Below are 12757 nucleotides of genomic sequence, written 5' to 3'. Positions count from 1 at the left end.
CACGGCGGGCAGGTGGCGGTGGATGCGGTCGACCTCGAGGTGCCGGCCGGGAGTGTGTACGGCTTCCTCGGCCCGAACGGGTCGGGGAAGACGACGACGATCCGGATGCTGCTCGGCCTGATCGCGCCGACCTCCGGTGAGGTTGAGTTGCTCGGCGAGCCGATGCCGAAGGCGCACCTGCGGGTCCTGCCGCGCGTCGGTGCGCTGGTCGAAGGCCCGGCGTTCTACCCGTTCTGGACCGGCCAGGCGAACCTGCTCCGCTTCGACGCCGCCGACCGCACCGCCGACCCGAAGACCCGCAAGGCCAGGGCCGGCGAGGCGCTGGAGCGGGTCGGTCTCTCGAACGCAGCCGGTAAGAAGGTCCGCGCGTACTCGTTGGGTATGCGCCAGCGGCTCGCGATCGCGGTCGCTCTGATGCAACGGCGCGAGCTGCTCGTGCTGGACGAGCCGACCAACGGTCTCGACCCGCAGGGCACCCGCGAGGTCCGGCACCTGATCCGCGACCTGGCCAGTGACGGGACGACGGTCTTCACGTCGACCCACCTGCTCGCCGAGGTCGAGCAGGTCTGCACGCACGCCGCGATCATGAACCGCGGCAAGCTGCTCAGACAGTCGACGGTGGCGGATCTCCGCGCCGAGCTCCGCCCACGACTGGTCGTGCGTACGCCGGACCTCGGCGCGGCGGCCGACACGCTGCAAGGCCTGGGCGTGACCGAGCTGAAGACGACCGAGGAGACTGTCGAGGGCGATCCCGGCGAGCTGCCGATCGAGAAGTTCGCGGCTGCGCTGGTCGCGGCCGACGTACGCATCCACGGGTTCGGACTGGAACGCCCGAGCCTGGAGGACACGTTCGTGGCACTCACCGGGGAGGGCTTCGATGTCGCCGAGTGAAGCGACCGCAGAGGTCACAGAGGTCACAGAGGTCAGGCCGAGTGCCGGGCGGCACGCGGTGGCGCTGTTCATCTCCGAGCTCAGGCTGGTGTTCGGCCGCGCCCGGACGCAGGTGGGTCTCGGGGTGCTGGCCGCCGTCCCACTGCTGATCGGGATCGCGATCAAGCTCTCCGGGAATGACGGGGGCACCGAGGGGTTCATCGGCCAGGTTGCCGGCAACGGACTGTTCCTGATCGTGGCCAGCCTCGGCCTGTCGCTGCCGTTCTTCCTGCCGACCGCGGTGACCGTCATCTCGGGGGAGTCGCTGGCCGGCGAGGCCAGTCTCGGCACGCTGCGCAACCTGCTGACGGCACCGGCCGGCCGGTCCCGGCTGCTCGCGGCCAAGATGGTCGCGCTCACGGTCTTCTGCCTGGTCGCGACGATGACGATCTGGGTCTCCGGGCTGATCGTCGGCTTCATCCTGTTCCCGGTCGGCGACGTGCTCCTGCTCTCCGGCTCGACCGTCTCTCTCGGCGAGGGGCTGCTCCGGGCCCTCGTGATCGCAGTGGTGATCTCGCTGTCACTGCTCGGGCTGGCCGCGATCGGCCTGTTCGTCTCGTCGCTGACCTCGACCCCGCTGGCGGCGATGGCGGCGACGTTCGGCACGTTCATCGTGCTCGGGATCATGACCGCGATCCCGCAGCTGCACGCGATCCACCCGTGGTTGCTGATGTACCGCTGGCAGTCGTTCGCCGACGTGCTCCGTGACCCGCCGTACTGGCACGACATCGGCCGCAACCTGCTCCTGCAAGCGGGATATGTCGCCGTGTTCTACACCGCCGCCTGGGCACGGATCACGAGCCGCGACATAACCTAGGCCGAGTGAGAGCCGATCTCGTCACCGCGCTGCGCTGCCCGGTCTGTGCCGACGGGCTGCTGCTGGCCGACCGTACGGCGCGCTGTCCGCGCGGGCACTCGTACGACCTGGCGAAGCAGGGCTACCTGAATCTGTTGCCTGCGGCATCGAACGGTATCGAGGGCGATTCGGCCGCGATGGTCGGCGCCCGTACGGTCTTTCTCGGTACCGGGCATTACGCGGCGATCCGGGATGCGCTGATCCTGGCGTCCGAGCTCGGCGAGGAAGACCTGGTCGTGGAGGTCGGCGCAGGCACCGGCTACTACCTGGCCGGAGTCCTCGGCCTCGGTCCGCGACGTCGTGGGATCGCCCTGGACGTGTCGAAGTTCGCCGCCCGTCGCGCGGCGAAAGTGGATCCACGGATCGCGTCCGTGGTGTGCGACGCGTGGCATGAACTGCCGCTCGTCGACGGATCGGCCCGACTGATGCTGAACGTGTTCGCGCCGCGCAACGCAGCGGAGATGGCCCGGGTCCTCGCGCCGGACGGCCGCCTGCTCGTGGTCACACCGAACCAGCAACATCTGTCCGAGCTGGTCCACGTGCTCGGGATGGTCAGCGTGGACCAGGACAAAGAACGGCGGCTGCAGGAGTCGCTGGCGGGGAAGTTCGACCGGGTCAGCAGCGAGGTCGTCGAGGAGACGATGCGGCTCGACAAGACGGCCGTGGAGCAGTTGGTGCTGATGACGCCGAGCGCGCGGCACGTGAACTACCGCGAGCTCCTGCAGCAGATCGCCGTACTGCGGGAGCCGGCGATCGCGACGTTGTCGGTCACGCTCTCGACCTGGCGGCCGCGGTGATGCCGGCTCGAGCTCGGCACCACTGACCGCCTCAGCGGTCGATCAGGCCGCGTGGCCGATCAGTTCGCGGGCGACGACGGTGCCGTGGTTCTCGGCCTCGACGTGCGCCTCGGACTCCGAGACCTTGGAGGCGTCGATCAGCTCTTCCATGCCCGGGGTTACCGGGGCCAGGGTGAGCTCGGCGGCGGCCGTGCGGATGTTCATCCCGAAGAGGTCGGCGAAGACCCGCTCGAGGTACGGCGTGGCGTGGTCCCAGCCGTGCTTCGGCGTACCGGGGGCGTAGCCGCCACCGCGGGCGATGGCGAAGATGGCCGGGCGGCCGACCAGCGGGCGTGAGCCGAAGGCGAGGTCCCGGTCCATCAGCAGCAGGTCGATCCAGGTCTTCACGTTCTGCGCGATGCCGTAGTTGTAGAGCGGGACGGCGAGCAGGATCGCGTCGGCGTTCCGGGCCTCGGCCGCCAGGTCGGCGGCGATGGCCTGCGCCTCGGCGAGCGGCATCCGGTCGGAATCGGCGACGGGCTCCTGGCCCACCTGGGCGGCGGCCAGCGTCGGCCACACGGTCGCGGGCAGCGGGTGCTGTCCGAGGTCCCGCCGTACCACGACACCGTCCGGGTGCTCCGCCTTCCAGGCGGCCTCGGCGCTGTCCGCCAGCGCGCGGGACACCGAACCGTCCAGCCGGATGCTGGCGTCGACGCGTAGCAGGGTGCTCATAGGTTCTGTCTCCATCGAGTTGAGGGGGCGTGCTCGTGTTGAGCTGTACTGAAGATAATCTGTTGAGCAGAACATATTCAAGTCAGATCGTATTCCGGGTGGCGTACACCACGTACGATGGGGACATGTCCAGTACTTCGCCTGAGGTCGCGACCCGGGCCACCCGTGGGATCGAGCCGTCGGGCGCCAGTGCCGCGCCGGTGGAGTCGGACCTCGGCTGGGCGCTGGGCGTCGTCTTCCGGCGGTACGTCAAGGCGTCCGCGGCGGCGCTCGAGGGTCTTCCCGGCGGCCCGCGCGGGTACCAGGTGCTCGCGACGACGAACTCCGAGGGACCGAAGCGGCAGCTCGACCTGGCTGCACAGCTCGGCGTCGACCGGACCGTGATGACCTATCTGCTCGACGACCTGGAGAAGGCGGGGCTTGTGCAGCGCCGGCCTGACCCGGCCGACCGTCGCGCGCGGCTGATCGCGCCGACCGACGAGGGCGTCGAGGCCCTGTGCGACCTGGAGCGCCGCCTGCGCAGCACCGAGGAGGAGGTGCTGGGCATCCTGGAGGAGTCGGAGCGCGCCAGCTTCCGGATGCTCCTACAGCGCGTGGCGATGAAGGCCAATGCGATCGACCCGCTGCACAACGCATGCACCTTGGCCGAGGCGGACGACCCCGCCAGCACCTAGTGCAGCGGCACGAAGCCTGACTCGTAGGCGCGGATGACCGCCTGGGTCCGGTCCCGGGCGTTGAGCTTGGACAGCACGTTCGCGACGTGGGTCTTGACCGTCTGCAGGCCGAGGATGAGCTCCGTGGCGATCTCGGCGTTCGACAGACCGCGCGCCATCAAGCGAAGCACCTCCTGCTCCCGCTCGGTCAGTTGGAACTCGTCCAGGCCGCTCGGAGTCTGCGGTCCGGCATGGGCCAGCGCCAACGCCCGGATCGCTTCCGGGAACAGCAGTGACTCGCTCCGCGCGACGGTCCGGATCGCCGCGATGATGTCGTCCGGGGGAGTCCGCTTCAGCAAGAACCCGGACGCGCCGGCGCGCAACGCGTCATACACGTAGTCGTCGTTCTCGAACGTGGTGACGACCAGTACGCGCGGAGCCGGGTCGAGGTTGTCCAGCAGCAGCCGGGTGGCCTGGATGCCGTCGACCGCAGGCATCCGGACATCCATCAGTACGACGTCGGCCCCGGTACGACGAACGAGCGGCAGGACCTCCGCGCCGTCACCGGCCTCACCGACTACCGTGAGATCGGGCTCGGCGTTGATGATCGCGCGCAGCCCGCTCCGGATCAGCGGCTCGTCGTCGACCACGACCACCGACAGATTCATGTCATCCCTTCGTCATGCTGACCGGCAACCGGACCGCGAGGCGCCAGGACCGGCCCTCGGTTTCCGGGACCGGGCCGGCGTCAACGGTGCCGCGCAGTACGGCGACTCTTTCACGGATCCCGGCCAGGCCCCGGCCGCCGCCGGACTGATCGGACTTGCCGTTCATCGGATTGGTGACCGCGAGCCGCAGCCCGGACGTGTCCAGCCGGATCGACAGATCCACGGCCAGCTCACCGGCCGGACGACCGGCGTGCCTGATCGCGTTGGTCAGACCTTCCTGCACGATGCGGTACGCCTCCCGGGAGACCGCGGCCGGCAGTTGGTCCAGATCACCTGACCGATCGACCTCGATCGTGATGCCGCCGGCTCGGGTGGCCTCGACGAGACGGTCCAGACCGCCGAGCGTGGCTTGCGGCGTGGTCCGGGAGCCCGGCCGACGGTCGTCGCGGAGCAGGCCGAGCACATGGTCGAGATCCGCGAGTGCTGCCCGTGCGGAGGTCTCCATCGCGGCCAGCGCGTTCTCGGCGAAGTCGGGGTCGCTGGCAAGTACTCGGCGTGCTGCCGCGGCCTGGATGGTGACCAGGCTGAGTGCGTGCCCGACGCTGTCGTGCAGTTCCCTGGCGAGACGGTTGCGCTCGGCAAGCGTTGCGGTCTGTTGCTCGAGCAGTTCGATCCGCTCCGCCGCGGTCGGTCCGAGGACGCGCGGCGCGAGGTACGCCAGCAGTGCGCCGACCGCGGCCGACAGCAGGAACAGCCCGGCGAGACCGCCGATCGCGGCCGCCGGCATCCAGAGGTCGGTCCAGTTGCCGCGGATGTCGTACGACCAGCCGGGCACGATGTCGCGCGATCCGGCCGAGCGGAACGGCGCGGCCAGCCAGATCGCGCCGACGCCGAACACGATTGTGCTGAGGATCCCGATCACCCCGCCGGCGACCAGGTGCAGGCAGAACCAGGCGACGGTCCGCCGTCGCTGCGGCCAGGTCCGCGCCGGACCGAGCGGCCGCTCGTCGAACCGCACCGCGAGCAGCGACTCGACCGCGATGCCCTCCACCTCGCGGACCGCGGGCAGCAGCCCGAGCACGACCGGCGGCACCAGCCCCATCAGCACCCAGATGATGCCGGTGGCAACTTTCGGCAGGCCGAGATCGGTGACCACCGCGCCGAGCGCGCTGTCCACCAGGATGAACGCCAGCACCAGCGCCGAACCGAGCAGCAGGTACACCCAGCGCAGGTACGTCGACGTACGCCACAGGCTCCCGATCGCGTGTGCCACTGCTTTCACAGTCACATCGTGTCAAAGCCGGGCCGGAGTCACCTCCCTCGGCGGAGTGAGTGCGGGGAAACCCCTGCGTCTCCGTACCCGGAAGTGGCATGCCTCACCAAGAAAGTTGAGGGTTTACGCAAATTTGACGCTGTGCGGCCGGGTTGTGCCCTCGCGGGCGTCGCGATCTGCTGCTCAGGCAGGTACGGTCTGTGGTCGGGGCGGGTGCCCGTTCGGCTACGGACAGGTATGGGGAACGGCTCCAGGACGGGTGGCCAGCATGCTCTGCGAGGACCCGGCACGGCGGACGTTAAGTCCCCGTGAAGACCCCGCGGGCGGATTGACCACCTTTCCATATTTGATGTTTGATCAAATATCGGGACGAGAGAGGTCGATATGAGGTTGAGGCGTTCCGTCATCGCGTTGATGGCGGTCCTGGGGCTCGCCCTGGTCAGTGCATGTAACGGTGACGACAAAGGCGGTCAGGCCGACAATGGCCTGACGAAGGTCAACTACCTGACGTCGTTCAACACCTTCGGCCGCGAGGCGTACGCGTACGTCGCGCTGGACAAGGGGTACTTCAAGGACGCCGGCTTCGACGTCAAGATCACCCCGGGCAGCGGCACCGTCGACGTGATGAAGCTGGTGGCCGGTGGCCAGGCCGACTACGGCATCGGCGACTTCACGGCGATCGTGATCACCCTCGGCAAGCAGAAGCTGCCGGTCACCACCGTGGGCATGATCCACCAGCGGTCGCTGGCGGCCATCATGTCGCTCAAGGGCTACGGCATCGAGAAGCCGCAGGACCTGGTCGGCCAGACCATCGCCGACCAGCCGGGTTCCACCAACACGGTGATGTTCCCGGTCTACGCCAAGGCCGTGAACATCGACCCGAAGTCGGTCACGTTCCTCCCGTCGCCGCCGCCGGCGCTGCCGAAGCTGCTTGCCTCCGGCAAGGTCAAGGGCATCGGCCAGTTCGTGGTCGGTGAACCGCTGATCAAGAAGGCCGACCCGAGCCACCGCGATCCCGTCACGCTGGCCTACGGCGACGTGCTGCCGCAGCTGTACGGCAACGCGATCATCACCCGGTCGGACCTGGCCAAGGACCACCCCGATCAGGTGAAGAAGTTCACCGGCGCGCTGCTCAAGGGCCTGCAGGACACCGTCGACGACCCGGCCGGGTCCGCCGCGATCCTGAAGAAGTACGTGCCTGACACCGATCTCGCGGTTGCCACCAGCGAGCTGGAGATCATGAAGAAGTACACGAAGCCGGACACCTTCAAGGGTCCGCTCGGTGACGTCGACCTAGAGCGGGTCAAGACGATCATCGGCTTGCTGGAGCAGTCCAACGCGATGCCGAAGGGATCCGTCACCCCCGACGACGTCGTCACGATGAGCCTGGCTCCGAAGAGCTAGGGGCGTCTGACCACTGATGATTCGCCTGGACGGCGTAGGGCAGGTCTTCGACGGACGCGAGGGCCGGGTGACCGCCCTCGAGAAGATCGACCTGCACGTCCGCGGCGGTGAGTTCGTCACGCTGATCGGCCGGTCCGGATGTGGCAAGTCCACTCTGCTCCGGCTGATCGCGGGACTGTTGCCGCCGACCTCCGGCTCGGTCCAGGTGGCGGAGGAACCCGTCACCGGACCGCGCCGGGACGTCTCGTTCATGTTCCAGCGTCCGGCCCTGCTGCCGTGGCGCTCGGTGCTGTCGAACGTGATGCTGCCGGTCGAGATCGACAAGGGCAGCGACCGCGGCAAGGCGGCGTATCGGGACCGGGCTCACCAGCTGCTCGAGCTGGTCGGTCTGCAAGGTTTCGAACGGCGGCTGCCGCACGAGCTGTCCGGCGGCATGCAGCAGCGGGTGTCGCTGTGCCGGTCGCTGATCCGCGATCCGCAGGTGATGCTGATGGACGAGCCGTTCTCCGCACTCGACGCGCTCACCCGGACCGAGCTGTCCGAGGAGCTGCAGCGGATCAAGATGGAGCTGGCCACCACGATCGTGTTCGTCACGCACTCGATCGAGGAGGCCGTTGTCCTCGCGGACCGGGTCGTCGTACTGACGCCGCGGCCGGGGCGGATGCGCGAGGTCGTCGACATCGACATCCCGCGGCCGCGCAGCCTGGCCCAGAACGCGTACGTCACCGAGGTGGCCAAGATCAGCGCTCGGTTGCACGCGCTGCTCTCGGAGAAGGACAGCGAGGACCGGCGATGACCAAGCGTTCCTGGCTGACCGGTTCGCCGGCGGCCGCCGTCATCCTCCCGATCATCGGGCTGGCGGCCGCGATCGCGCTGTGGTGGCTCGCGACGGTCGTGTTCTCGATCCAGCCGTACCTGCTGCCGACGCCGTGGGACGTGGTGGTCAAGTTCTTCGACCAGCCCGGTGCCCTGCTGTCGGAGACCGGTACGTCGCTGCTCGAGACGATCGAGGGCTTCCTGCTCGCGATCGTGATCGGCGTACCGATCGCGCTGCTGATCGTCCGCTCGGTGGTCCTCGAGCGGCTGGTCTACCCGCTGCTGCTGATGGTGAACTCGATCCCCAAGGTCGCCATCGCCCCGCTGCTGGTGGTGTGGATGGGCTTCGGTCAGTGGCCGAAAATCGTGATGGTGCTGCTGATGTGCTTCTTCCCGATCGTGATCTCGACCGCGCAGGGGATGAAGTCGACGCCGACCGAGCTGGTCGAGCTGATGCGGTCGCTGAACGCGACCCGGGCGCAGGAGTTCTTCAAGCTCCGGCTGCGGTACGCGATGCCGCAGATCTTCACCGGGTTCAAGGTGGCGATCTCGCTGGCGGTGATCGGTGCGGTGATCGGCGAGTTCGTTGGCGCCACCAAGGGACTCGGGTACGTGATCCAGCAGTCCGGCGCGAGCGCCGACACCACGCTGGCGTTCGCCGCGATCATGCTGCTCAGCGTGATGAGCATCGTTTTGTTCTACGGCTTGGTGCTACTCGAGCACCTACTGCTCCCATGGGCCCAGGAGAAGCGGTGACTCTACTGATGCCACGCCTCCGGCGCGGCGAGTCATCGGGCTTTTGCTCCCGTCCTTCCCTCGTCGCTCCGGTCGCTTCGCTCCTTCCGCTCCTCAGTCCAGGACGGGAGGCCCGATGACCGCACAAGCTTCCGACGCGGACCGACGCGTGCTGGTCCGGCCGGACTGGCTTCAGGCCACTGTCTCGGCTGTCTTCACGGCGGTCGGCTTCGACCCTGCGGACGCGGGCAAGATCGCCACTGCGTTGGTCGAGGCGGATCTGCGCGGGGTGAGTTCGCACGGCGTGATGCTGGTTCCGATGTACGTCGAACGCCTGAACGCCGACGGTGTGACCCGCGAGCGCGAGCTCGACGTCCTGTACGACGCCGGCGCGGCGATGGTCGCGGACGCCCGCGGCGGGATGGGCCAACTGTCCAGCCCGCAGGCGATGGGGCACGCGATCGAGCGCGCCGGCCGGTACGGCATCGGCCTGGTCTCGGTCCGCAATGCGCACCATTTCGGCGCGGCCAGCCGCTGGGCCATGCAAGCCGGTCAGGCCGGGTGTATCGGTATCGCGATGTCGAACACCACCCCGTTGATGCCCGCTCCGGGCGGTGCCGAGCGGATCGTCGGCAACAACCCGCTCGCGATCGCGGTCCCGACCAAGGCCGGCGTGGAGATCGTGCTGGACATGGCGTTGTCGGCTGTTGCCCTGGGCAAGATCCGGCTGGCGGCCTCGGCCGGGCGATCGATCCCCGACACCTGGGCGACCGATCCGTCGGGTACGCCGACCACGGACCCGGAGGAGGCCGTGCTCGGCATGCTGTTGCCGGCGGCCGGTCACAAGGGCTTCGGGCTGGCGCTGATGATCGACGTACTCACCGGTGTGCTGAGCGGCGGCGGCTGGGGCGACCAGGTCCGCCCGCTGTACCGCGAGCCGGACCGGCCGAACGACTGCGCGCACCTGTTCCTGGCGATCGACCCGGAGTTGATGGGCGGCGTGGAGAGCTTCCGCCTGCGCTCGTCCGGGCTGGCCGCGCGGGTCCGGGGGAGCGCGACGGCTCCCGGCGTGAGCCGGCTGCATCTGCCGGGTGAGATCGAGGCCGAGCGTGCGGCGTACCAGCGCCGGCACGGCGTGCTGATCGAGCGGTCCGGACTGGACGGGCTGCTGGAGGCGGCGCGCGCGGTCGGCGCCGTCGTACCGGCGGGAGGGGTGTTGAGCTGATGGGAAAGACACAGGTGTCGACGGAGGCGCTGCGGAGCCCGAACGGGGTGTTCTCGCAGGCCACGACGATCGAAGCGACCGGGCGGCTGGTGTTCGTTTCCGGGATGACCGCCCGGCGGCCGGACGGCGAGATCGTCGGGGTCGGGGACGTCCGGGAACAGACCAGGCAGGTGTGCGAGAACGTGAAGGCGGCGGTCGAGGCCGCCGGCGGCACGCTCGCGGATGTCTGCCGGGTCGATGTGTACGTGCGCAACATGGAGGACTTCGCCAAGATCCACGAGATCCGGGCGCAGTACTTCACCGAGCCGCTGCCGGCATCGACGATGGTCGAGGTCAGCAAGCTCGCACATCCCGACTACCTGATCGAGATCAACGCGATCGCTGTGGTCGCATGACCGGGGGTGAAGCCATGCGCGGTGTCGAGTGGACCTGAGATGAAGTACGCGATGGTGGAGTACGCCGGGCGCGAGGTGCCCGGCGTACTCGACGGGGATTCGGTTCTGTTGCTATCAGCAACCGACCTGACCGGGGTGATCTCTGGTGAGGCCTCGGTGGTGGACAAGATCCCTTATGACGAAGGGATCTTGCGGGCTCCGCTGCGGCGGTTCCGGCGGGACATCCTGTGTACCGGGTGGAACTACTGGGACCACTTCGAGGAGAGCAAGGGCAAGCGCGAGGGCCAGGATGTCGACCGGCCCAAGCACCCGACGTTCTTCACCAAGGGCCCGGACGTCGTGATCGGTCCCTACGACGATATCGCCTGGGATCCGGCGATCTCCGCCAAGTGGGACTACGAGGCCGAGGTCGCGCTGGTGATCGGCAAGACCGGCAAGAACATCGCTGTCGCCGACGCACTGGACCACGTCTGGGGCTACACGCTGGCGAACGACGTGTCGCAGCGGGACCTGCAGCGCGCGCACGGCGGCCAGTGGTTGAAGGGCAAGAGCATCGACGGCACCATGCCGCTGGGTCCGTGGATCGTGACCGCCGACGAGGTGGGCGACCCGCAGGACATCCACCTGCAGTGCTTGGTGAACGGTGAGGTACGCCAGGACGCGTCCACGCGGCAGATGGCGTTCGACGTCGCCACGCTGATCAGTGAGCTCTCGTTCGGCATGACCCTGCGTCCGGGCGACCTGCTGCTGACCGGTACGCCGGCCGGCATCGGCAACGCCCGTGAGCCACAGGTGTTCCTCCAGGATGGCGACTTGGTCGTCACCCGCTCCGACAAACTCGGCGAGCTGCGCAACACAGTGGCACGCGCATGAGCGGGCCCCTGGAACTGCTGCCAGGTAGCGGCAAGAGCGGACGCCGTACCCTCGCCGAGCACGCTGCCGCTGAGTTGCACCAGCTGATCCTGTCCGGCGAACTGCCGAGCGGTACGCCGCTGCGTCTCGTCGAGCTGGCCAGCCGGCTCGAGATGAGCCAGATGCCCGTGCGCGAGGGACTCCGTCGGCTGGAGGCGCTCGGGCTGGTCGAGATCATCCCGCACCGCGGCGCATGGGTCCGCGACCTGTCACTGTCCGATCTGCGCGACACGCACGAGACCCGGCTGGCGTTGGAGAGCCTCGCCGTACGGGCGGCTGCGGCCCGGTTCACCGGCGACGACCTGACGAAGGCAGGGGCCGCGCTGGCTGAGCATCTGCGTCTGTCGCGGGCAGAGGACTCGGCGGGGGCCCGTGAGGCCCATGCGGACTTCCACTTCGCGATCTACCGGGCGAGCGGTTCACAGTGGCTGCCGCGAGCAATCGAGCCGGTGTGGCAGAACAGCGAGCGCTACCGGTTCGGGAGCCGGCCGACAGCGTTCCTGATCGAGAAGAGCCGGCAGGAGCACCAGGCGATCCTGGACGCGTGCGTCGCGCAGGACCCTGATGCGGCTGAGCAGGCGTTGCGCAGCCACCTGGCCGGCGCGTTCCAGCGGATCACCGAGACGATGACGTCGAAGCAGAAGGAGACGTCATGAAGGTGAGCTTCGACGCGACCGGTGAGGTCTTGGTGATCACAGGCGGCGCACGGGGCATCGGTGCGGCACTCGCACATGCCTTCAACGCCGCCGGCGGTACTGCGGTCGTCTTCGACGTCACGCCCCCGGCCGACGGTGTCGAGTACATCGAGGTCGACGTAGCGGACAGGTCCGCCGTACAGGCTGCGGTTGCCGGTGTGCTGGAGCGGCACGGGCGGATCGACGGCCTGGTCGCCGGTGCGGCCGTGCAGCCGCGGTCGACCGTGCTGGGGATGGATCCGGCCGAGTGGACCCGCACGCTCCAGGTGAACCTCGACGGCGTGGTCTGGGCGTGTCAGGCCGTCGTACCGCAGATGGTCGAGCGGCAGTCCGGTTCGGTAGTGGTGTTCACGTCGGGGCTGGCGTCGACCGGGTACGCGGGCGCGTCGGCGTACGCGGCGAGCAAGGCGGCGCTGGTGGCGTTCGCCAAGTCGCTGGCGGTTGAGGTGGCCGGCGACCGGGTCCGGGTGAACGTGGTCGCGCCAGGTGTGATCGACACCGAACAGTTCCGTGCTGCGAACGGCGGTGCGGACCGGGAGCACTGGCACGACACCATAGGTATCGGCGACACCGACGACGTGGTCGGGCCGTTGCTGTTCCTGCTGTCCGACGCGGCCGCGATGACCGGGTCGGTGCTGGCCCGGGAACGTGCCTTTGCCAAGCTCACGAGCTTCATCTAGGAGCATG

The 12757-nt window shown here is 68.6% G+C and carries 15 protein-coding genes; 12 read left to right on the top strand and 3 right to left on the bottom strand.

Annotated elements, in window-relative coordinates; genetic code table 11:
* The first annotated feature begins 18 nt into the window (after positions 1 to 18).
* The 3 genes from EV645_RS41005 to EV645_RS40995 are packed head-to-tail and all read left to right on the top strand — an operon-like array spanning position 19 to position 2583.
* Positions 19 to 891: an ABC transporter ATP-binding protein gene (locus EV645_RS41005; protein WP_198682182.1), complete on the top strand. Its 873-nt coding sequence runs from the start codon at positions 19 to 21 to the stop codon at positions 889 to 891.
* Positions 878 to 1747 carry an ABC transporter permease gene (locus tag EV645_RS41000; protein WP_130450631.1) on the top strand — a complete coding sequence of 290 codons (870 nt, stop codon included), beginning with the start codon at positions 878 to 880 and terminating at the stop codon, positions 1745 to 1747. Before EV645_RS41005 ends, EV645_RS41000 begins: the two co-directional genes overlap by 14 nt.
* Before the next feature lie 5 nt (positions 1748 to 1752).
* Positions 1753 to 2583 carry a putative RNA methyltransferase gene (locus EV645_RS40995; RefSeq protein WP_130450629.1) on the top strand — a complete coding sequence of 277 codons (831 nt, stop codon included), beginning with the start codon at positions 1753 to 1755 and terminating at the stop codon, positions 2581 to 2583.
* A gap of 42 nt (positions 2584 to 2625) precedes the next feature.
* On the opposite strand, the gene EV645_RS40990 is transcribed toward EV645_RS40995, so the two are convergent.
* Positions 2626 to 3294 (bottom strand): FMN-dependent NADH-azoreductase, encoded by a 669-nt coding sequence (locus EV645_RS40990; protein WP_130450627.1) that lies wholly within the window; start codon positions 3292 to 3294, stop codon positions 2626 to 2628.
* Between the two features lie 125 nt (positions 3295 to 3419).
* Between EV645_RS40990 and EV645_RS40985 the strand changes: the two genes are divergently transcribed.
* On the top strand, positions 3420 to 3968 hold the full coding sequence (locus EV645_RS40985) for a MarR family winged helix-turn-helix transcriptional regulator (protein WP_130450625.1): 549 nt from the start codon (positions 3420 to 3422) through the stop codon (positions 3966 to 3968).
* On the opposite strand, the gene EV645_RS40980 is transcribed toward EV645_RS40985, so the two are convergent.
* Together EV645_RS40980 and EV645_RS40975 are read right to left on the bottom strand one after the other, a co-directional pair.
* Complete coding sequence (locus tag EV645_RS40980) at positions 3965 to 4615, bottom strand: response regulator transcription factor (RefSeq protein ID WP_130450623.1); 651 nt, start codon at positions 4613 to 4615, stop codon at positions 3965 to 3967. The genes EV645_RS40985 and EV645_RS40980 overlap by 4 nt on opposite strands.
* 1 nt (position 4616) lies before the next feature.
* Positions 4617 to 5897 (bottom strand): sensor histidine kinase, encoded by a 1281-nt coding sequence (locus EV645_RS40975; RefSeq protein ID WP_242000976.1) that lies wholly within the window; start codon positions 5895 to 5897, stop codon positions 4617 to 4619.
* A 375-nt stretch (positions 5898 to 6272) separates the two neighbouring features.
* Between EV645_RS40975 and EV645_RS40970 the strand changes: the two genes are divergently transcribed.
* The 8 genes from EV645_RS40970 (at position 6273) to EV645_RS40935 (ending at position 12750) form a co-directional block, all read left to right on the top strand.
* Entirely contained in the window at positions 6273 to 7292 is a 1020-nt protein-coding gene (locus EV645_RS40970; protein ID WP_130450621.1) for an ABC transporter substrate-binding protein, read from the top strand.
* A gap of 16 nt (positions 7293 to 7308) precedes the next feature.
* Positions 7309 to 8088: an ABC transporter ATP-binding protein gene (locus EV645_RS40965; RefSeq protein ID WP_130450619.1), complete on the top strand. Its 780-nt coding sequence runs from the start codon at positions 7309 to 7311 to the stop codon at positions 8086 to 8088.
* Entirely contained in the window at positions 8085 to 8864 is a 780-nt protein-coding gene (locus EV645_RS40960) for an ABC transporter permease (RefSeq protein WP_130450617.1), read from the top strand. Before EV645_RS40965 ends, EV645_RS40960 begins: the two co-directional genes overlap by 4 nt.
* A 115-nt stretch (positions 8865 to 8979) precedes the next feature.
* Entirely contained in the window at positions 8980 to 10068 is a 1089-nt protein-coding gene (locus EV645_RS40955) for an Ldh family oxidoreductase (RefSeq protein ID WP_130450615.1), read from the top strand.
* Positions 10068 to 10463, top strand: a complete 396-nt coding sequence (locus EV645_RS40950; RefSeq protein WP_130450613.1) for a RidA family protein — start codon at positions 10068 to 10070, stop codon at positions 10461 to 10463. The genes EV645_RS40955 and EV645_RS40950 overlap by 1 nt, the downstream gene beginning before the upstream one ends.
* Before the next feature lie 39 nt (positions 10464 to 10502).
* Entirely contained in the window at positions 10503 to 11336 is an 834-nt protein-coding gene (locus EV645_RS40945) for a fumarylacetoacetate hydrolase family protein (protein ID WP_130450611.1), read from the top strand.
* A complete protein-coding gene (locus EV645_RS40940) occupies positions 11333 to 12031 on the top strand; it encodes a GntR family transcriptional regulator (RefSeq protein ID WP_130450609.1) in 699 nt (232 codons plus the stop codon). Before EV645_RS40945 ends, EV645_RS40940 begins: the two co-directional genes overlap by 4 nt.
* Positions 12028 to 12750 (top strand): SDR family NAD(P)-dependent oxidoreductase, encoded by a 723-nt coding sequence (locus tag EV645_RS40935; RefSeq protein ID WP_130450607.1) that lies wholly within the window; start codon positions 12028 to 12030, stop codon positions 12748 to 12750. Before EV645_RS40940 ends, EV645_RS40935 begins: the two co-directional genes overlap by 4 nt.
* The last annotated feature ends 7 nt before the right edge of the window (positions 12751 to 12757 follow it).

The sequence above is a fragment of the Kribbella rubisoli genome, assembly GCF_004217145.1.
GTDB lineage: Bacteria > Actinomycetota > Actinomycetes > Propionibacteriales > Kribbellaceae > Kribbella > Kribbella rubisoli.
Note: the sequence above shows the minus strand (reverse complement) of the source record. Positions and strands in the feature narration are given on the sequence as shown.